This window comes from Metabacillus schmidteae, assembly GCF_903166545.1.
In the GTDB taxonomy this organism is placed as follows: domain Bacteria; phylum Bacillota; class Bacilli; order Bacillales; family Bacillaceae; genus Metabacillus; species Metabacillus schmidteae.
In genome coordinates, this window is record NZ_CAESCH010000002.1 from 238,325 (window position 1) to 258,627 (window position 20,303).

The window sequence follows — 20,303 nt, forward strand, 5'->3', positions numbered from 1 at the left end:
GGGAGATGTCCATTTCATATTGCTTAATCTGTAAGGAGCAAGTAGATCTTCAAATCACATGGAAAAGCCTTATACCTGGATCCGAAACAAATACCTGTGACTCATGCTATCAAACCCTCGTGAAAATTAACATGCCAACCTGTCCAGGCTGTTTCCGCCCTCAAAATAACCACGACCTTTGCCCGGACTGTCAATCTTGGGAAAAAGATACTGCCTGGAAAGGGATCCTAGAGCGTAATGTCTCTGTCTATGAATACAATGACGCCATGAAGGAGATTCTCTCAACATATAAATTCCGCGGTGATGCAGCCTTAGTTGCAGTCTTCGAAAAAGATTTCTACATAAGCTATAAAGCAAACTTCAAGAAGAAATCAATCGATGCGACAATCCCAATACCGCTAAGCCCAGAACGACTCTACGAACGCGGCTTTAACCAAGCAAAGCTTTTAGCCGATTTTCTCCCCCTCCTACAGCTGGAAGTCCTCGAGCGAACCCATCATGAAAAACAATCAAAAAAATCCCGTCATGAACGACTCTCCTCTTCAAATGTGTTTTCTATTACGAACCGTAGTATAATAGAAGGGAAAAACATCTTATTAATAGATGATATCTATACGACAGGAACCACACTAAGACACGCGGCTCAACGCCTAAAAGAAGTTGGTGCAGCATCTGTTTCTTCTTTAACATTAATTAGAAGTTAAAAAGTGAAAATCCCAGCCGATATAATAAATAGATTATATCGATAGGAGAAATGACAATGGGTGAATTAGCGAATTGTCCGAAGTGTAATGCGTTGTTTGTGCAAAGCCAATTTAGAACTGTGTGTGATAAGTGTTATAAAAAAGAAGAGGAATCTTATGAAGCTGTATTTAAGTATCTTAAGAAGCGTGAGAATCGAAAGGCTCAATTAGATGAAGTTGTAGAAGCAACAAATGTTTCTAAAGAACTTATCTTAAAATTTATTCGTCAGGGAAGAATTCAGCTAACAAATTTTCCTAACTTAGGATATCCTTGTGAAAAATGTGGGAAGACAATCAGAGAGGATCGCTTATGTGGAGATTGCAAAAAGAATATTCATAAGCAAATCCATCAAATGGAACAGGAAAAAATGATTAGTGAACGTAATAAGCAATCTAACCGGAGGACGACCTTTTATTCCCAAAGTCCTAAAAAGTAATGGAAAGCTTAATGTTTTTCTATAAATGCCGATACTATAATTAATGACAATGCACCTTCGAATGAAAGTGAGGGATATTTATGAAAATAAACAACATAGGTTCCATGGGTGTCAATCCGTATAAAAAAAGTATGGAAAAAAATGCAGCTACACCATCAAAAGCACAACCGAGAGAAGATAAAGTAGAAATTTCCTCAAAAGCGATAGATTTACAACAATCAAATGAACTGAATAAAGCAAGACAGGAAAAAGTACAAGCGATTAAAGCTCAAGTAGAGAATGGATCTTATACGATTGATCCGCAGGCGATTGCGAAAGGGTTGCTAAACTTTTATAAAAAGTAAAACTATTAGCATTTCTTCTAAACAAGGATGTTTACTATAGCTCAAGGACGAGCGTACCTATAACATTCAATAATTGTGGAGAGTGAGAAAAAGTGCAAATTAATCAAGACCTTAAAGTCTCTTCTCAAATCCCTTCTACAAAATCAGTACAATTAAGAGAAGGGGACATTTACAGTGCGCTCGTCAAAGAAAGATTGCCTCAAAATGAAGCTATTCTACAAATAAGAGGGCAGGATATAAAAGTAAAATTCGAAGGAGAGCCTCCTAAACAAAATCAAGTGACAGTTGAGGTAAGAAACAATGAACAGAATATTCCAAGAGTAAAAACAATTCCTTTGCCTACGTCTACAGCACCACAGGCAAATGCTCAGAGTAATGCAAAGGTATTAGCTCGTCAATTAAATGGGGGTACGCCTGTTTCTTCAGAAACACAAACAGCTGTCGATTCACTTCTTTCAAAAGGGATTCCTCTAAATAAAGTAACCTTTCAGCATATCCAATCCTTTATAGATAATCATCCTAGCACACTCGATCAAAAGCTTGAAACAATTTCAGCTTTGATGAAAAAAGGACTAGAGCCAACTGCTACTCATTTAAAGGCTGTTTTTCGAGCATTGCATGATAAGTCATTTGCAAGCTCGATTGAGGAACTGATAAAGGAAATAGATCCAGAGTTCCGCTTTAAGGTACAAGAAAGCCCTGCAAACTCAATTAAATCTGCTGATCAATTGACTGAGCAAGCAAAGCGGCAACTAAAAGCGGCTGTTCAACGAGTGATAGAAGCAATAAATCAATTAGAAAAGAAAATGATCGATCCAAAAAAACTTGAAATGCTCCAGCAAATTAAGAATGGGATCCATAAGAATGATGTTACCACAGCTGTACAAAGTCTAAAAAAATCATTTTCATCAGAGATTATCCAAGCTCCTGAAGTTTCTTCAAAATTATCAGATGCAATAAAGCTAGATAATATGGTGAAAGCAGAAAGCCAGAATCAACTGGCTAAAAACCAATCCAATACTCAAGCGATGGTTTCCGCTCCAAAACAAATAGCTCAACAAGCTTTATCAAGACTTAACCATGCAATCGATCAACTAGGAAAACTGATCGTAGATCCAAAAAAGTTACAAATGCTGCAACAGATAAAAAACAATATTGGTGAGAAAGATATCGCGATAACTGCTCAGAACCTGACCAAACTATTTGCAACAGAGGTCATGAAAACACCTGTAGTTTCTTCAAACTTAACAGAAGCAGTTAACTTAGATCGTTTGGCAAAACTAGAAACGCAAGTATCTACTGTGAATCAATCGGCAAAATTAGAACAAGCTCAACAATTAACCAGTCAACCAAACAGACAAGGCATTGTAGCCAATAATCAAAATCAATCAGCACAACAAGCTTTATCACGGCTAAACCAAGCAATCGATCAACTAGAAAAACTGATCGTAGATCCAAAGAAGTTACAAATGCTTCAACAGGTAAAAAACTCTATTGGCAAACAGGATGTCACGACAATAGCACAGAACGTAACAAAATTATTTGCAACAGAGGTCATGAAAACACCTGATGTCTCTAAAAACATAACAGAAGCAGTTAACATAGAACGTATGGCAAAAATAGAAGCTCAAGCATCTACTCTTAATCACTCGACAAAACCTGAACAAGCTCAACAGATAACAAATCAAATAAGGGAACAAAAGGGTTCAACTATTGAGCAGCGGTCGATTGTGCATCAAATTGAATCACGAATAAGAGCAGCAATCAATCTATTAGAAAAATCAATAGCAAGTCCGAAAAAGTTAGAAATGATCCAACAGATTGAAGCAAATCTTAATGCGAATAATATCAACACAGCCGTTCAAAACCTAAGAGAATCATTTATTAATGAAATAAAGCAAACACCAGAAGTCTCATCAAAGCTATTAGAAGCAGTTAAGTTAAACAATCTATTGAAAAATGAAAGTCAAAGTATAGTACAAAATCAATCTGCTAATTCTGAATCTAATCAACAACTAAATAAAGCATCTCAACAGCTTCCTATCGACCAGGCCATAAAGCAATTAAAAAGCAAAATAACAGATCCAGCCTTACCACAAGCAAGAGAGATACAGAAAGCTGTTTCACAGGCCGAGAGCATTAATAATCTGGCTCGCCAAGAAGTCAACAAAGTCTTACACACACTTGCTAAAGAAGATCTGTCGCCAAAGAATATGAAAATCATAAAAGAAATCCAAGAAGGACTACTGCAAGGGAAGAGTATAGAACAGACGGTTGGAAAGCCATCAACTTTAATAGAAAATAAACTACTTTCTCAGCAACTCGAAAATGCAATGAGAATGGAAAAATCAGCTGTAGCATTGTTGCAGAGGGAATTAGGAAAAGTAGATAACATTCAAACTAATGTAGGTAATGCTATACAAAAAGCCATGCAAGTTCTTAGAAAAGAACCAAATATGAAAGAGGTTTTTAATAAGCTAACTGCTCTTCTTGATCAAAATACTATCTTAGAGAATAAGCAAAGAGAAACACTAGCAACCTCAGTACAAAAGGCTGAAGAGTACTTGCAAAGTGGAAAAGAACTTGGTGCGAGACAAGAATTGATGAATACTTTAACTAAAATGAATCAAGAAATTCCTGCTTCACAAAATCAACATACTGTAGTTGAGCAGGCAGAGCAAACTGAAGCGTATAAAATGCAAGAAGACTTGATTGCCTCTCTCCCAATTCAATCGAAGGACTTTATCGTTGAGACTGTATCAAAAAAGCTTTCTCAAGTGGCAATAGACTTTAAAAATTTTAAAAATGACATATCAAAAAGTTTGAATACTGTAGAACAGCTTGTTCAACAGTTTAAATCAAAATCTACCGTAGCAGCGAAGCCGATGCTTGAAACAATCATAAAAAAATTAGATCAAGCTATCTTACGTAGTGACTTTATGCTCTATGCCGATATGAGAACAGAGAAAAAACTACTAACAGCAAGCACTCAGCTAACAGAAGCCAAGAAACTTCTTTTGAGAGGTGACCATAGCGGAGCGAATAAACTTGTATCAGAAGTACGTACAGTACTGGATAAGATGCTATATAAACCTTCAGATGTTCGTGTCAAACACTTTGTTTCACAAGAAGTTGGGAAAATTGAAAATATTCCAATTACAAAAGAAGTAACTCAAAACTTTGAACAGTCAATGAGTGCATTAAAACAGGAACCATCTGCAAGGAACTCCTTTGAATTTTTACGAAATCTGGGCCTCACCCATGAGGCAGATCATGCTCAAGCACTAGTAGCTAATGAGAGAAATCAAGAAGGGTTATCACCTTCGCTAAAAAGTCTTCTACTTAAGATGACTCAAAATGATGGAGAGCTACTTCAATCACAAAAAGCCGATCAGATTCTTAGCAATTTAACTGGTCAACAATTGTTAAGTAAAAACGATGCAGCAGGTCTTCAAAATTTAATGTTCACTTTGCCGCTGCTACTACAAGATAAGTTGGAAAATGTAAAAGTTTTTGTAAACTCCAAAAATCAAAATGAAAAAATTGATTGGGAGAATTGCAGTTTATTCTTCCTATTTGAAACGAAAAAGCTTGGAGAAGTGGGAATAGCTCTTACATCAAACGATCGAACATTATCAATAAAAATAAAAAACGATCAAAAAGGTTTTCGGGAAAAAATGGAGCCTCTTGCCGTTCTTGCAAAAGAAAGGCTTAGTGATATCGGATATAACATTAGCGGTATAAAATTTGAACCCCTTAACAAACTTGACAAAACAGAAACGATGTTATCGTCATCAAATGTTCAACAAACTCAATTGTCAAAAATGACAGAGAAAGGATACGATTTTTCAGTATGATGGCTCAACACTATTTTAACCAAAAAAATCGTCGGCAACTCAATGGTCCTTCAGCTGCAGTTATACGCTATGACGAATCAAAAGACAGTTCACCAACTGTCATAGCCCAAGGACAAGGGATGTTGGCAACAAAAATTATAGAATTAGCAAAACAACATAACATCCAAATGCAGGAAGATGAAGGGCTGGTTCAACATCTGTTAGATATTGATTTAGGGGAAAATGTGCCACCACAGCTTTATTCTGTTATAGCTGAAATTCTACTTTTTATTGAAGAGATGGAAAATAAGTATTAAAAGTTGACCGGATATACCGATAAATAAAATAGGAGGTAGAATTTATGGATTTTTTAACAAAAGAAATGATTTACCAAAAATCTTCTCAAGAAATTACTTCATTATTATATGAAGCATTAATAGATAATACACAAAAAGCAATACAAGATATACAGAATAAAAGTTTCATAAAAGCAAATATAAAGTTAAAAAAGGCGAATGATATCTTAGAACGTTTAGGTGTGGGCTTAAACTACGAAGCTGGCATTATGGCTGATCAGTTAGATGCTCTTTATAACTATATGGCCAATCTAATCGTAAAGGCTAACATACAAAAAGAAATTGAGCCGCTAAAAGAAGTTTTGTCTATTATAGAGGATATTGCCCAAGCATGGCAAACAGCGATGGAAAATAATAAATCAGGTCAAGTACAGCAACAGCTTCTTAGGAAAGCAAATGCATATGAAAAAAATGTGATGGTATATGAAAGAGAATTGAACACGCTGGAAGAAGGGAAATAAGAGATGAGAATTAATAATAATATTCAAGCACTAAATGCGTATAGAAATTTATCTCAAACAATGGGACATACATCAAAACAATTAGAAAGATTGTCTTCTGGTTTACGTATTAATAGAGCGGCTGATGATGCGGCAGGTCTAGCGATATCAGAAAAAATGCGTTCACAAATTCGTGGCTTAGAAATGGCAGAAAGAAACTCACTTGACGCGATTTCATTAATTCAAACAGCAGAAGGCGGATTAAATGAAACACACAGCATCTTACAAAGAATGCGAGAGTTATCTGTTCAAGCATCAAATGGAACATTAGAAGACGAAGATCGAGAAGCTATCCAAAAAGAAATCAATCAATTAACATACGAAATCGACCGTATTGCAGATACAACACAATTTAACCAAAAAATATTATTAAGCGGTTCACCTGAAGGAAAATCATTTGCTGAAGTGAACTCTGATCAAATTGCATACAATGGTAATGGTACTTGGGAAGGTGTTGTGACGGCAGAGGCTACTGAGCCTGCGAGAGTAGAAATCAATTTTGATAGCAATGTAGGAACATTAAAGGCAGCTGACCTTGAAGGGAAAACTTTTGTCATCAATGGGAAAACATATGAAATTGATTTTATTAACGGTGCTACATCTGGAATAAACAATAATAATATCGCAGTAAACCTTGCGTCATGGAATGATTCACCTGCTACTGATGCTGGTATTACAAGTAATATCACAAACCTTATGAACGCATTAGAAAGTGCAATTAATCAAAATGACAGCCAATCACTTACTGTATCAAAAAGTATTCCAATGGATTCCGCAGCACCAGGAGACGGACTAATTGTTGATGGAAAATTAACTCTTTCAACTACTAATTCAATGTCACCAAAGGATGTACAAGATCTCGGTACTCGTAGTCAAGTATCAACAAATATTGGATCTGGTGTAACATTTATCGATCCATTAACAAACACAGCAACGACAAGCATAGTAGCAAATCCGGAAGCAGATCAAGCTAAACCAATTGCTATTACATTCTCAGAAGTACCTAAAGCAGGAGATACATTAAAAATCGATGGATTAACAATCAATTTTAATAGCCCTGCAGCATCATATAGCAATGGTGCAGCAACAATTGATGTAACAAATAAAGATTTAGATGCAGTCCTTTCTGAAATTGATGCAATCATTAATCAAGCTGAAAATGATACTCCAAATCCAGTCTCAGCATTAGCTCCTGTACACTCTGTTTCGAACAATAGCTTAATTTTAGGGACGGTAAAAACGGATGATGGTGCTGCAAATGGCCTTGATATTCAACTAATTGACTCTGATTTTGAAGCAGATAAAGGTAAAGAATTAGATGTACAATTACAAATCGGTGCAAATGCATCTGAAACATTATCTCTTTCACTTGGTATAATGGATGCTGCGTCACTTGGAATTGCTCGTAATGCAGATTACTCCGCACTTTCAACAGCTGGAGTAAATGCTGTTCTCGGTGTGAATGTATCAACACCAGATGCAGCTAGATTAGCCATTACTGCTATTGATAAAGCAATAAGCCTTGTTTCTGAAGAACGTGGTAAGCTTGGTGCGGTTCAAAATCGTTTGGAGCATACAATTACTAACTTGCAAACAGCAAACGAAAATTTAACTTCTGCTGAATCCCGTATTCGTGATACAGATATGGCACAATCAATGACAGAATTCACAAAATATAATATTTTAAACCAAGCTGGACAAGCTATGCTTGCACAAGCAAACCAATTACCACAAGGAATTTTACAACTATTGAAATAATGACGAAAGAGGAGGTAAGTCAACTTTTGGCTCCTCCTCTTTTTATTTTTTAAACGTTCGGATAGAATAAGGGGTAACTAACGGGAAGTACTGTAGTGAGGTACTCAATTATAACCAATTTGAGGTGAAAGAATTGGATGTTCAAAGAGTCGGTAAGGCAAGTTTAAATAAAGTCGAGAGAAAACAACAAGTTGCAACGGAATCGGTGAATTTCACAGAAGTTATGGCGAAAAAAAGAGAAGATGCGTTGTATGATAAGTTTGCAAAATTAGCAAAAGAGATAGAAGACCAAGGCAAGGTTCTATATGAATCAAGAACAGTTGAAGATCTAAAAAAATATAAAAAATTAGTCAAATCTTTCATGGAGGAAGCTGTAAATAATGCTCTCCAACTAGAAAATCAACGTGGGTTCAATCGAAGAGGTCGTACAAAAGTCTATAAAATAGTAAAAGAAGTTGATAGCAAGCTAATTGATTTAACAAATGAAGTTCTTAACAAGCAGCAAAAAGGATTAAATATCCTAAATTTAGTAGGTGAAGTACAAGGTCTTATAATAAATATCTATACATGAGCTGCTAAATATTTTTAAAAGATTGCCGATATAAAAGGTAGTGAATTAAAGTGAGGGGTTTATTTATGTCTGCAGAAAAACAGCTATTTGATTGTTTAGGAAAAATACTAAAGCTGCAAAAAAGCCTATTTCAGATTGCGAAAAAGAAAACAGATATTATTAAAGCGGATGATATTGATGCCCTCGGTCAATTATTGAAGGACGAGTTAAAACATGTTAAAGCAATCGAAATGTTAGATAAAGAACGCGAAAATGTTCAACTTCAGTTAGGTTCACATTCTTCCGTTCACATTACGATTTCTGATTTGTTACAATCATCAAGCTTAAACGATAAAGAAGGACTAAAAGTTCTTCAACACCAACTAGTTGAACAAACACAGAAATTAAAAGAAGTTAATGAATTGAATCAGCAACTACTTCAACAATCATTAAACTATATCAACTTAAACCTGGATCTGCTTCTTGGACAACAGGAATCCAGCAATTATACGGACAATAATTCAAATAAAGAAGAAGGAACAAGTCGCTCTTTATTTGATTCTAGAGCTTAAAGATAGGAGGAAATAGAATGGTGTCTACCTTCTCGGGGTTAGAAATCGCGCGTCGTGGAATGTCCACACAGCAAACAGCTTTAGGTGTAACAGCTCATAATATTGCAAATGCCAACACCCCTGGTTACACAAGGCAGAGAGTTAATTTTGAACAAACTGATCCATACCCATCACCTGGTCTTAATCGACCGCAAATCCCTGGCCAGCTTGGTACAGGAGTTGAGGCCGGTAATATTCATAGAGTAAGAGATTCCTTTTTAGATGTTCAATACCGAAATGAGGAAAATAAAGTAGGGTATTGGGAAACTAAAGTGAATGCGATGAAGCAAATGGAAGAAGTCATGAATGAGCCTTCTGACTCAGGACTAGCTCAAACGATGGATTTGTTTTGGCAATCGATTCAGGACCTTGCTGTTAACCCTAAAAACCCAGGAGCACGTGCCGTTGTTCGTGAGCAGGGAGTTGCCCTATCTGAAACATTTCAATATTTATCTACGTCCCTCTCGGCTATTAGACAGGATATTGGAAAAGAAATCGATGTAACAGAAAAAGAAGTGAATACACTATTAGCTCAAATCAATAATGTGAATGAGCAGGTTGCAGCTGTTGAACCACATGGTTACCTTCCAAACGATTTATATGATGAAAGAGATCGGTTAATTGATCAATTATCCAATCTGGTCAATGTGAAAGTTTCTTATAAGCCAACAGGAGGTAACGCTGTTAGTGGCGCAGAGGGGAAGGTTATTATTGATTTAGTAGGACCGAATAATGGGAAAATTACCAATCTATTAGATGAAACAGGATATGAAACAATAAAAGTGAACTATACCCCAACAAACGAAGATTCTTACGTAACAAGTGTCTCTGTTGGTAACGATAAATTTGAGTTTACATCTGAAGGAAAATTAATGGGCTTAATTGAATCATACGGAATGAAAGACAGTAATGGCGTAAGCGGAACATACCCGAAAATGTTAGAAGAACTAGATAATCTAGCTTTTACATTTGCTGTTGAATTTAATAAGGTCCACTATGCAGGAATGAGTCCTAACGAAATATTAAATAAAGAAAACGAAGAAATTCCGTTTTTCCAAGACAGCAGTGAGTCACCTCTTTTGATAAGAGACGATAACGGAAATCCAGTAGCAGATGAATCACTTCGAAAAAACTTTGCACAACGTATGGAAATTTCTGATGAAATTCGTGCTAGTCTTGATAATATTGCAAATGCACAAGCAGAGAATCCAGAGGATGCAACAACTGGTGATGCAACTGCGTTGTTAAATTTAGCGGAAGTGATTAACCAAGAGTATGATTATGGTAATAAATCAGAAAGGGCAAACTTCCGAAACTACTATGAGGTATTAATTGGTGGAATGGCGGTTGATACACAGAATGCAAACCGCCTAGCTGAAAACAGCAATGCACTAAAACAAGCAGTAGAGGAAAGAAGAATGTCAACAAGCTCTGTTTCTTTAGATGAAGAAATGACAAATATGATTCAATTTCAACATGCCTATAATGCATCAGCGAGAATGATTTCTCTTCAAGATGAAATTCTCGACAAAATCATTAACGGCATGGGAGTTGGCGGAAGATAGGTAGGTGTAAATAAATGCGTGTAACTCAAGGGATGTTAGCTATTAATTCATTACGACATCTAAGTAATAGTTATGATCGTCTTGGAGATCTTCAAAATCAATTATCAACTGGGAAGAAAATTACCAGACCTTCCCAAGACCCGGTTGTAGCGATGAAAGGAATGTATAATCGATCTAACTTAAGAGAAATCGAACAATACCAGAGAAACCTTTCAGAAGCTTATTCGTGGATGGATAGTTCAGAAGCTGGATTAGAACAAGCGAACAGTGCTTTTCAACGAATTCGGGAATTGATTGTCCAAGGTAAATCAGACACATATACAGATGAAGATCGATTTGCCATTGCAACAGAAATCGAACAATTGAAACTTGATCTAAAGGAAACAGCAAATACCAAGGTTGCAGGTCGCTATATCTTTAATGGTACTAATGTTGATCAGGCGCCTGTTCGCTCCGTAAATCCAGTCGATGTTGTCATAAATTCAGATGATTACATGATTGAAGTGTCAGCAGGTGTAAAGCTAAAGGCGAATATAGATTCAGAACAGCTTTTCAACGAAGGATTATTTGAAACCTTAAACGATCTGACTCAAACGTTAACGGAAAATTACGATGCAGGAAAACTTGATCAAATACTTGGAGATATTGACAGTCGACTCGATACTCTCCAAGCCCAAAGATCTGAAATGGGAGCCCGCTATAATCGATTAGAAATGGTCGAAAATCGATTAAGTAAATCAGAAATCATGGCGAATCAAATCATCTCCGATAATGAAGACGCTGAAATTGAAAGAGTCATTACTGATTTAACAACCCAAGAAAGTGTGCATCGCGCAGCGCTAAGTGTAGGAGCAAAAATAATACAACCAACTTTAATGGACTTTTTACGTTAAGCTATCTATCTATATAGCTTTTTCACTAGGAGTGATTGTCTTGCAAATACCTCAGATTAGACTTGAAAGCACAAATGCCCAAATCTCAATCGAAAGTAGAAGTGCCACTACACAAGTACAGCAACAAAAGGCAGATATGTCAATCGAACAACCAAAGGCAAATCTTTCATTTCGAACAAATCCAGGAAAATTAACAATCGACCAAACACAGGCAAGGGCCGATGTCGAAATAAAGTCAGTTTTTCATAGTATTGAGGAAAATACACAAGAGGGCAAACAAGGTTGGTCAACAGGAATTAAAAGAATAGTTCAAGAAGGCGAAGAACTTATGAAAATAGAAAATGGTGGGAATCCTATTGCTACCCAAGCACAGAGAAATGGGTACAAACCTATGAAAGAGTTCGGAATAGGATTTGTGCCATCAGTAGGAAGTGTAAAAATTAACTACCAGCCTGCAGTGGTAGAAATTACGATAACTCCTAACAAACCAATCATTTCAGTAGCTGTAAATAAACCAATCCTTGACTATCAAGCTGGGAATGTAGAAATAAACATAGCAAAAAAGAATGACTTGAAAATTGACTTTGATATAAAGGTATAACAAAAAGGATGATGATGAATGGTGATAGAAACAAAATACCATGGTGAGATAACCATAGAAGAAAATGAGATTATCAAATTTGAAAACGGGATACCTGGATTTATTAATGAAAAGAAATACACTCTACTCCCTTTAGATAAAGAGTCTCCCTTTTCAATCCTTCAATCGATTGAAACAACAGAATTAGGCTTTGTCGTAGTTAATCCATTTCACTATACGAAGGAATATGAATTTGATTTAACAGATGGTGAGAAAGAGGCAATTCAGTTAACAAATGCAGAAGATCTAGAAGTATTGGCTATAATGACAGTAAAAGACTCACTAAAGAACTCAACAGCAAATCTACAGGCACCATTAATAATCAACTACAAGAAAAAGCTAGGAAAACAAGTCATTCTAAATAATTCAAACTATTCCATTAGATATCCATTATTTGCTGAGGCTGGAGAAAAATAAGGATGTGAAATCATGTTAGTCTTAACTAGAAAAACAAATGAATCCATTAAAATTGGCGAAGACATAGAAATTACAATCCTTTCAATTAATGGTGATCAAATTAAATTAGGAATTAATGCCCCAAGGGATGTAGAGATTCATCGGAAGGAGATATATCTTTCCATTCAAGAATCGAATAGTGAAGCTGCTTCTATCTCACCAAATGTTTTAAATGAAATTATGAATAAACGAACGGACCCTAAGTGAAAATGCTTAGGGTTTTTGATTTTTTTATTGCTGGTATGTTTGAAGTATTTATAAGGAAGGAAAAACTACCCATTTATAAATATAAATTTCTTTTAAAAAACTATTAAACAATTATCTAAAGTGTCGATAATAATAGTGTAAGGAAGGAACACAATTTGGCGGCCGACAATGAGTAATTCCTTTCGAACTCAATTAAACTTTCATCCACAAGGAAGTGGAGGAACTTATATTCAAGGAGGAAATTTAAAATGAGAATTAATCATAATATTGCAGCGCTTAATACGTATCGTCAGTTGGGTGCTGGTCAAGCTGGGCAAGCAAAATCAATGGAGAAATTATCTTCAGGCCTTAGAATTAACAGAGCAGGAGATGACGCAGCTGGTCTTGCAATATCTGAAAAAATGCGTGGGCAAATTCGTGGTTTAGATCAAGCATCCCGTAATGCACAAGACGGTATTTCTTTAATTCAGACTGCTGAAGGTGCTTTAAATGAGACTCATGATATTCTTCAACGTATGCGTGAACTTGTAGTTCAAGCAGGAAATACTGGTACACAAGGATCAGATGATTTAGAAGCTATTCAAGATGAAATTGATGCACTTCAAGAGGAATTAGGTGGAGAAGCTGGATCTAAGGGTATTGCTGATCGTACTCAATTTAATGGTAAAAACTTACTAGATGGTACGTTTACAAGTGGTACCTTCCAAATTGGTGCAAATGAAGATCAACAAATCTCACTTTCTATTAATGATATGTCAGCTGATGCATTGGGAACAACAGATTCTGCTGGTTCTGTTACTGTTTCAGTTTCATCTATTGATGTAACTGATTTTGCTGGAACAGGTTTTGATGACCAATTAACAGCTATTGATGATGCAATTAAACAGGTGTCTGCAGAACGTTCTAATTTAGGTGCTACTCAAAATCGTTTAGAGCATACTATTAATAACTTAAGCACATCTTCTGAAAACTTAACTGCTGCGGAATCTCGTATCCGTGACGTTGATTATGCTTTGGCTGCCTAATGTAGTGACAAGCACAGTCGTCCTGGCTGGTAACGGCTAGTGATTATTATCGGGTGAATTGCTGGGAAATCCTTAGAGCTTTTCTTACCACAACGTAGTTGGAAACGACAAGCGTGATGGTTTGAAAAAAGAAAAGATTGGGCAATCAGCATCCAAGCTCCTATCTCGAAAGAGTGGAGAAGGTTCAACGACTAGGGTAAACCATCTAAAAGCTAAGCTCATGATGATGAAACCCGTAGGTGAAACAATGACCATCAGCATTGTGACCCCGAAGCTCCCGACCCCTACTTAATCCCTAAAGGGTGAAGATATAGTCTAGTCATTTGTGAAAGCAAATGTTCGCACGATGGCGAAAGAAATGATGGAACAAACAAAGAATTCAATTCTATCGCAAGCATCACAAGCTATGCTTGCTCAGGCGAATCAACAACCTCAAGGTGTTCTACAATTATTAAGATAATACATTGGAACCTATCTCAAGTAAGAGATAGGTTCATTTACAAAGGTTTTATAATTTATTTATAAACCCTTTGTAAATGAGTATATATACAAGAAAAATTAATAATAACTGTTCAACATAAAAAGCCATGTAGGAAGTGTCATCATGAAACCTTTTTTATCAGTTTGTATGATTGTAAAAGATGAAGAAAATGTAATTAAGAGATGTCTGGAGTCAATTACTGGAATTGCCGATGAGATTATAGTTGTTGATACAGGTTCAAAAGATAAAACGAGAGAAATTGCTTCTGTTTATACAAATTTAGTCTATGATTATAATTGGAATGATAACTTTTCAAAGGCAAGGAATTTTGCAGCATCTAAGGCGTCAGGAGAATGGATATTAGCACTAGATGCTGATGAATATGTAGAGCGTGAGAGCTTTTCCAGATTTAAAAGAACATTTTCCGGCAAATTAATAAAGGAAAATATTTTTTCCGTTCAAATAGTTAATTTTGTAGGTTTGTTAGGAAATCAAACTGTGCAAAACTATCATGAAAGATTTTATAAAAATGATGACAGTATATATTATGACCGTAAAATCCATGAAAAATTGCAACATGTTGATGGCAATGAAAAAAGAGGAATACTAGAGCTAGAAATTTTTCACTCCGGTTATCTTGTTTCTGCAAAGAAAGATAAAAATAAAACTGCGAGAAATTTAAAGCTTTTAAAATCAATTCATGATAAGACAGGCATCGACTACTACTACTTAGGCAATGAATATTTTTCATTAGGCGATTTTGAAGAAGCAATAGTCTACTATAAAAAAGGCTACCAACATAAAGATTCTTTTGAATTTGAATGGGTTGTCAAGCTATTAATTCGAATGGTTATCAGCTTGCATGAACTAAACCGAAATAGTGAAGCACTATCTATTATTGAAAGCTGCGAAGGTGTATACGATAAAATAGCAGATTTTAAATTTAATAAAGCGAAAATTCTGCTTGATTCTGGAAAAAATAAAGAAGCCATCCAACTATTAGAATATATTATTGAACATAAAAATAGGCTGCAGGTATTTTATAGTAAAGATTATCTGGAATATTTACCACATAAATATTTAGGAGAAATATATGAGAAGGAAGGAAATATTCAGTTAGCTGTATTCCATTATTCTAGATCATTATCGGTAAATGAAGCTGATAATGATAGTTGGAATAAATTAATTACACTGCTTGGAAAATTTAGTTCAAAGCATGAAATGCTTCAATTTATTCAATCTAATGTGTTAACTAGAAAATCAATGAATACATCTAGGCTCTTGACTATATTAGTAAGTACACCGCTACTAAATATTCAAAAATTGATTAATGAGTATGTACCGGAAAAATCCTCGTCCACGAAAGAGGTGGATGCAATAAGGCTTAAATTTTGGCTTTTAAATAAACAATATGAACAAGTTTCTGAAGAGATCAGTGGTATTTCAACAGAAGAATTAAAGTCACTGCTATTAACCAACATTTTTACTGTTTATGATTTTATTTTGTTAACTTTAAAGCTTCGAAATACTAATAATAAAATGTTAATTAAACAATTAAAATTTGATTTCTCAATAACTAGTCTACTAGATGTTTTATTTTTAAATAAAAAGAAAAAATTATCGAAATATGAATTAGATGTATTTTGTAAAATATACCAGCAAGCAATTGTTATTAATGATTCTCAATTAATTAATCTTTTTATTAATAAGCAGAATTTACTGGATAAAGATTATAAAGTAATGATAAAGAAGAGAATTAAAAACATTTAAGATGAAATAGAACCTAAAATAATATCAAAAGATTGTCTAATTTTTTTATATTAGACAATCTTTTTCACTAAATGAGTGGGGAGTAAGGATGGAAAAAAAATATACTGTAGGTTTTTATATTGAGACAACATTTCATTATTATGTCTATGAATCAATCATTAATGAGCTGATAAAAGCAGGGATAAACTGTCACTTGGTAATTAATGATTATTTTGTTGACAGAAGAGAAATGTTTTACATGTATCAGGATGTATTAAACTTTTTAGAAAAATTAGACCGTAATGACATAGAAGCTTACACCGTTTCTGCAATTAAGGATCAAACTTTCAAATATGATTGCATGGTAAGTCCTTACTATAACGGAAATCTTATAGATACTGCCGAAAGACATGTTAGAACAGTTTATGGTTTGTTAGCTAAGGAAGATTGGAATTATTCATGGTGGAATGTTTTTTATGATAAGATTTTATGCTATTCCGAATACGACCATGAACGGTTAAATATTTTTAACAGCTCTGCACTAGTAGGAAATCCTAAATTTGATAAATGGTTTAAAGATGAAATAGATAATATGAAAATTGTAAGTGGAAAATTTGTCATGGATGATCAGAAAAAAACGATTGTTTATGCTCCAACCTATGGAGAATTAAGCTCTATAGATGATTGGATAATGGAAATAAATCATCTTCAGGATCAGTATAATGTCATAATTAAGCTACACCATGGCACATCGTTTCGAGATAGTGAAGACTACAGAAGAGATTATATTTATAAAAATTTCAAAAACATTACAATGGACCAGGGAGATCTATTTGCTCTTTTTAAACTAGCTGATTTTATTATTACGGACAATAGCAGTATGATATTTGAATCAATGCTTGCGAGAAAAAACATCCTTCTATTAAATCCGATCACCAATGAGCCTCTATCTGAGGCAGATGGTGGCGAATATTTGTTAAGAAAAAACTTGATCAACTTAAATAAGGGAGAGAATATCGAGTACTTTCTTAACGATTCAAGATTGTTTGAAGAACAGCTGTTGAATGTCGATTATTTTATGAATAATATTTACAAGCTAAGAGATGGAAAATCAGGTGAAAGAGCTGCAAATGAAATTATCAACCTTTTAAATTTTGAAGCTGACACAAACAGATATCTAAGAAGCCTAAGAAATTTAATTTTCCGTTTTGAGGAAAAGCGTTGATAATAAGTAAGTAACAATAGCCTTTCTTTTGGTGTAAACAGAATTTGTTTTGAACGTAATTTTGGAGGAATAATTAAAAATGATTAGTAAAAAGATAAGTATAATAATTCCAATGTACAACGTAAAGGACTATATTGTAGAAACAATTGAATCAGTTATAAACCAAACTATGGAAGATATTGAATTAGTTTTAATAGATGATTGCTCTAGTGATGGAACTTATGAAATAGCAAAAAAATATCTAGAGAGATATCCGAACATTACTTTAATAAGAAACAAGAAAAATCAAGGTGTATCTGCATCGAGAAATATTGGCTTGAAACTATCAAAAGGGCATTATATATATTTTCTAGACAGTGACGATTATATTGAAAAGGATGCAATTAAAAAATTGTACATGGCAGCACAGAGAGAGAATGCTGATTTAGTTATTGGAAATCATTTAATTTATCAAAATGAAGAGACTAAGTCACCTTGGATGTTGGAAAAATTTCCTTCCTTAACAATGGCTGGAGAAAAAAATTTGCTGAAAAACCCTGAACTTTATTTCTTAATCTATTCATGTGGAAAGTTATTCTCCAAAGAATTAATTAATGATCTAAAATTTTCAGAACAAATTTATAATGGTGAAGATCAGCCTTTTACATTATATGCTTATTTAAATGCTAAAAAAATTTACTTGGAACCATGTATAACTTTTTATTATCGGATGAGAAAACCAGGAGATGTGTCATTATCACAAACAGAAGGGTTGTTAGAAGAAAAAATTACAGGTTTTATAAATATGATTGAACTATCAAAAAAATACATTGATGAATCACCTAATGAACCGAATATAAAGGAAGATTTATTTATTTTCTATTTAAATCGTGTATTGACACTGAATTTATGGAATCCCTTATCAAAAGCTTTAAAGTCACCATCAAAGTATAATTGTTTCTCGATAATCAGAACGTTAAATATTAGCGTGAACAATTTGACCGATGAGGTTGTTTTAAAAACACCAGCCATAACTGAATATATTAGAAATATTAAGCCTTACGTTTACGCATTGAATAAAGAGGTCGCAAAGGAATATCTTAAATTACTAAAGACTATAAAGGAGAAGAGAGACAGGGCAAAAAACAGGTTGTTATAGTCTCATCTCTTGTAGATCATTACGATAGGTATTATTTTTAACAGGTGGTCTATTCATATCTTGAGTATTAGCTGAACCAAGCTGCTGAATGTAACGAACTGTATCAAACTCAGTTTTAGCTTCTAGATGAATCTAAAACTCTTAGGTAGGAATCCTACAACTAGTTAATGTGATACAATTACAATTTATTTAAATGTGGTGGTGTAATTTGGAAAAGGTTCATGTAATCATATTAGCATCAGGTAAAGGTAGAAGATTAGGTAATCAAATACCAAAACAATTTTTAAAATTAGCAGGTAAGACGATTGTTGAACATACAGTAGAAGTTTTTGAAAAACATCCGCAAATTGATGAAATAACAATTGTGGTTCCTCAGCAATATCGATATCTGCTTGAGGAAATCTTATTAAGAAATTCTTTTTCAAAGGTTAAAAGGGTTTTGAATGGTGGGAAAAGCAGAAAAGAAAGTTCATTCATTGGTCTTTCAGCCTTAGACGACGAGGATAAAGTACTAATACATGATGCTGTTAGACCATTTGTTTGCAACAGGATTATTGATGACTGTCTTTCAGCTCTGAACCACTACGAGGCTGTCGATGTGGCAATTCCAACCTCAGATACGATTATTCAAATTGACCATCGACATTTCATTAAGGATATTCCTAATCGAAATAAATTAAAAAGAGGGCAAACACCACAAGCATTTAAAGTGGGTCTGATAAAACAAGCGCATATACTTTCAATGGACGACGGATTTGATAATGTAACCGATGATTGTGGATTAGTCTTAAAGTATCAATTAGCTGATGTATTTGTTGTTAGTGGTGAAGAAATTAATATTAAAATTACTTATAAAGAAGATCTTTATCTAGCAGATCGACTATTTCAGCTCAGTTCGAATACTGAATATGGAAACATAAATCTATTAGATATAAAAAATAAAGTTATTGCTGTGTTCGGCGGTAGCAATGGAATTGGAAGAGAAATTGTTGATCTAGCTAAAAAATATGGAGCCAAGGTCTATTCATTTTCTAGAAACAATGGAGTCGATGTTACAGACTACTGTAAAATCAAGGAAGTATTGAATGAGATTTTTCTGAGGGAATCTAAAATTGATTATATTGTTAATACAGCGGGAATATTAAATATAGGAAGTATTGAGAGCCGGGATATAGATGATATTACTTATGAAATAAATGTGAATTATTTAGGTGCTATTAATGTTATAAAAGCTGGAATTCAATATTTGGAGATGAGTAATGGCGCTTTTCTGTTGTTTACATCTAGCTCATACACTAGAGGAAGGTCTCTATACTCAACCTATTCATCTACAAAAGCTGCAATCGTAAACTTAGTACAAGGCATTAACGAAGAATTTTCAATTAATAAGAACATAAGGATAAATGCTATAAACCCTGAGAGAACGAATACACTTATGAGAATAAGAAATTTTGGGAATGAGCCAGAAGAATCGTTATTAGATCCATTTAAGGTAGCGGAAATTTCTCTACAAACGTTACTATCTAAAATATCTGGGCAAGTAATCGATGTTAGAAAGTAGAAATGGTATGATATATATACTTTGATTGAATTTCTATTTGTTTTACAAAAAGTTAACTTAACCTTTCTATTGTTAATGAACTGTATAAATACTTGTTGAAATTGAAAAAGAATGTGAATTAAGATTTATCCGAAGAAGTTATGCTAGTTTGGTTTTTGAAAAATTGGTGCATTGTAAATTGATTAAATATAAAAATAGGATTTATTGTTTGGAGAAACAGTTACATTC

19 protein-coding genes and 1 pseudogene are annotated in these 20,303 nt (G+C 34.3%); all 20 read left to right on the forward strand.

What is annotated here, in order from left to right; genetic code table 11:
* Positions 1 to 5: 5 nt before the first annotated feature.
* The 20 genes and pseudogenes from HWV59_RS21995 (at position 6) to ispD (ending at position 20,075) form a co-directional block, all read left to right on the forward strand.
* Positions 6 to 704 (forward strand): ComF family protein, encoded by a 699-nt coding sequence (locus tag HWV59_RS21995; protein ID WP_175640272.1) that lies wholly within the window; start codon positions 6 to 8, stop codon positions 702 to 704.
* A 56-nt stretch (positions 705 to 760) separates the two neighbouring features.
* Positions 761 to 1,180: a TIGR03826 family flagellar region protein gene (locus HWV59_RS22000; RefSeq protein WP_175640273.1), complete on the forward strand. Its 420-nt coding sequence runs from the start codon at positions 761 to 763 to the stop codon at positions 1,178 to 1,180.
* Positions 1,181 to 1,260: 80 nt separating this feature from the next.
* Positions 1,261 to 1,524, forward strand: coding sequence for a flagellar biosynthesis anti-sigma factor FlgM (gene flgM / locus HWV59_RS22005; RefSeq protein WP_175640274.1), 264 nt, complete (start codon positions 1,261 to 1,263; stop codon positions 1,522 to 1,524).
* Positions 1,525 to 1,616: 92 nt separating this feature from the next.
* Positions 1,617 to 5,381 carry a rhoptry family protein gene (locus HWV59_RS22010; RefSeq protein ID WP_175640275.1) on the forward strand — a complete coding sequence of 1,255 codons (3,765 nt, stop codon included), beginning with the start codon at positions 1,617 to 1,619 and terminating at the stop codon, positions 5,379 to 5,381.
* Positions 5,381 to 5,677, forward strand: a complete 297-nt coding sequence (locus HWV59_RS22015) for an EscU/YscU/HrcU family type III secretion system export apparatus switch protein (protein ID WP_407941661.1) — start codon at positions 5,381 to 5,383, stop codon at positions 5,675 to 5,677. Before HWV59_RS22010 ends, HWV59_RS22015 begins: the two co-directional genes overlap by 1 nt.
* A gap of 44 nt (positions 5,678 to 5,721) precedes the next feature.
* Entirely contained in the window at positions 5,722 to 6,177 is a 456-nt protein-coding gene (gene fliS / locus HWV59_RS22020; RefSeq protein WP_175640276.1) for a flagellar export chaperone FliS, read from the forward strand.
* A gap of 3 nt (positions 6,178 to 6,180) precedes the next feature.
* Positions 6,181 to 7,974: a flagellin N-terminal helical domain-containing protein gene (locus HWV59_RS27440; RefSeq protein ID WP_175640277.1), complete on the forward strand. Its 1,794-nt coding sequence runs from the start codon at positions 6,181 to 6,183 to the stop codon at positions 7,972 to 7,974.
* 133 nt (positions 7,975 to 8,107) lie between these two features.
* A complete protein-coding gene (locus HWV59_RS22030; RefSeq protein WP_102230890.1) occupies positions 8,108 to 8,545 on the forward strand; it encodes a YaaR family protein in 438 nt (145 codons plus the stop codon).
* 65 nt (positions 8,546 to 8,610) lie between these two features.
* Positions 8,611 to 9,096 (forward strand): flagellar protein FlgN, encoded by a 486-nt coding sequence (locus HWV59_RS22035; protein ID WP_175640278.1) that lies wholly within the window; start codon positions 8,611 to 8,613, stop codon positions 9,094 to 9,096.
* Positions 9,097 to 9,113: 17 nt separating this feature from the next.
* Positions 9,114 to 10,700: a flagellar hook-associated protein FlgK gene (gene flgK, locus HWV59_RS22040; protein ID WP_175640279.1), complete on the forward strand. Its 1,587-nt coding sequence runs from the start codon at positions 9,114 to 9,116 to the stop codon at positions 10,698 to 10,700.
* Positions 10,701 to 10,714: 14 nt separating this feature from the next.
* Positions 10,715 to 11,593, forward strand: a complete 879-nt coding sequence (gene flgL, locus HWV59_RS22045) for a flagellar hook-associated protein FlgL (RefSeq protein WP_175640280.1) — start codon at positions 10,715 to 10,717, stop codon at positions 11,591 to 11,593.
* A gap of 40 nt (positions 11,594 to 11,633) precedes the next feature.
* Positions 11,634 to 12,194: a DUF6470 family protein gene (locus HWV59_RS22050; RefSeq protein WP_175640281.1), complete on the forward strand. Its 561-nt coding sequence runs from the start codon at positions 11,634 to 11,636 to the stop codon at positions 12,192 to 12,194.
* Positions 12,195 to 12,212: 18 nt separating this feature from the next.
* Positions 12,213 to 12,650 (forward strand): flagellar assembly protein FliW, encoded by a 438-nt coding sequence (fliW, locus tag HWV59_RS22055; RefSeq protein WP_102230895.1) that lies wholly within the window; start codon positions 12,213 to 12,215, stop codon positions 12,648 to 12,650.
* A 12-nt stretch (positions 12,651 to 12,662) separates the two neighbouring features.
* A complete protein-coding gene (gene csrA / locus HWV59_RS22060; RefSeq protein WP_102230896.1) occupies positions 12,663 to 12,896 on the forward strand; it encodes a carbon storage regulator CsrA in 234 nt (77 codons plus the stop codon).
* Between the two features lie 248 nt (positions 12,897 to 13,144).
* Positions 13,145 to 13,921: a flagellin Hag gene (gene hag, locus HWV59_RS22065; RefSeq protein WP_175640282.1), complete on the forward strand. Its 777-nt coding sequence runs from the start codon at positions 13,145 to 13,147 to the stop codon at positions 13,919 to 13,921.
* A 346-nt stretch (positions 13,922 to 14,267) separates the two neighbouring features.
* Positions 14,268 to 14,381, forward strand: a pseudogene (locus HWV59_RS22070) (flagellin); the annotation flags it as partial.
* A 144-nt stretch (positions 14,382 to 14,525) separates the two neighbouring features.
* Complete coding sequence (locus HWV59_RS22075) at positions 14,526 to 16,172, forward strand: glycosyltransferase (protein ID WP_175640283.1); 1,647 nt, start codon at positions 14,526 to 14,528, stop codon at positions 16,170 to 16,172.
* 88 nt (positions 16,173 to 16,260) lie between these two features.
* The gene (locus HWV59_RS22080; RefSeq protein ID WP_175640284.1) at positions 16,261 to 17,376 is read left to right on the forward strand and encodes a CDP-glycerol glycerophosphotransferase family protein; all 1,116 of its coding nucleotides are present in this window, start codon (positions 16,261 to 16,263) and stop codon (positions 17,374 to 17,376) included.
* Between the two features lie 79 nt (positions 17,377 to 17,455).
* Positions 17,456 to 18,514 carry a glycosyltransferase family 2 protein gene (locus HWV59_RS22085; RefSeq protein ID WP_175640285.1) on the forward strand — a complete coding sequence of 353 codons (1,059 nt, stop codon included), beginning with the start codon at positions 17,456 to 17,458 and terminating at the stop codon, positions 18,512 to 18,514.
* Between the two features lie 208 nt (positions 18,515 to 18,722).
* Positions 18,723 to 20,075 carry a 2-C-methyl-D-erythritol 4-phosphate cytidylyltransferase gene (gene ispD / locus HWV59_RS22090; protein WP_217708543.1) on the forward strand — a complete coding sequence of 451 codons (1,353 nt, stop codon included), beginning with the start codon at positions 18,723 to 18,725 and terminating at the stop codon, positions 20,073 to 20,075.
* Positions 20,076 to 20,303: the final 228 nt, after the last annotated feature.

Excerpts from the sequence above, each read along its gene's own strand:
- HWV59_RS22015 (WP_407941661.1), top strand. The coding sequence starts at position 5,381 with ATGGCTCAACACTATTTTAACCAAAAAAATCGTCGGCAACTCAATGGT.
- fliS (WP_175640276.1), top strand. The coding sequence starts at position 5,722 with ATGGATTTTTTAACAAAAGAAATGATTTACCAAAAATCTTCTCAAGAA.
- HWV59_RS22080 (WP_175640284.1), top strand. The coding sequence starts at position 16,261 with ATGGAAAAAAAATATACTGTAGGTTTTTATATTGAGACAACATTTCAT.
- HWV59_RS22000 (WP_175640273.1), top strand. The coding sequence starts at position 761 with ATGGGTGAATTAGCGAATTGTCCGAAGTGTAATGCGTTGTTTGTGCAA.
- flgM (WP_175640274.1), top strand. The coding sequence starts at position 1,261 with ATGAAAATAAACAACATAGGTTCCATGGGTGTCAATCCGTATAAAAAA.
- flgL (WP_175640280.1), top strand. The coding sequence starts at position 10,715 with ATGCGTGTAACTCAAGGGATGTTAGCTATTAATTCATTACGACATCTA.
- csrA (WP_102230896.1), top strand. The coding sequence starts at position 12,663 with ATGTTAGTCTTAACTAGAAAAACAAATGAATCCATTAAAATTGGCGAA.
- HWV59_RS22085 (WP_175640285.1), top strand. The coding sequence starts at position 17,456 with ATGATTAGTAAAAAGATAAGTATAATAATTCCAATGTACAACGTAAAG.
- fliW (WP_102230895.1), top strand. The coding sequence starts at position 12,213 with ATGGTGATAGAAACAAAATACCATGGTGAGATAACCATAGAAGAAAAT.
- HWV59_RS21995 (WP_175640272.1), top strand. The coding sequence starts at position 6 with ATGTCCATTTCATATTGCTTAATCTGTAAGGAGCAAGTAGATCTTCAA.
- HWV59_RS22035 (WP_175640278.1), top strand. The coding sequence starts at position 8,611 with ATGTCTGCAGAAAAACAGCTATTTGATTGTTTAGGAAAAATACTAAAG.
- flgK (WP_175640279.1), top strand. The coding sequence starts at position 9,114 with ATGGTGTCTACCTTCTCGGGGTTAGAAATCGCGCGTCGTGGAATGTCC.
- HWV59_RS22075 (WP_175640283.1), top strand. The coding sequence starts at position 14,526 with ATGAAACCTTTTTTATCAGTTTGTATGATTGTAAAAGATGAAGAAAAT.
- hag (WP_175640282.1), top strand. The coding sequence starts at position 13,145 with ATGAGAATTAATCATAATATTGCAGCGCTTAATACGTATCGTCAGTTG.
- HWV59_RS27440 (WP_175640277.1), top strand. The coding sequence starts at position 6,181 with ATGAGAATTAATAATAATATTCAAGCACTAAATGCGTATAGAAATTTA.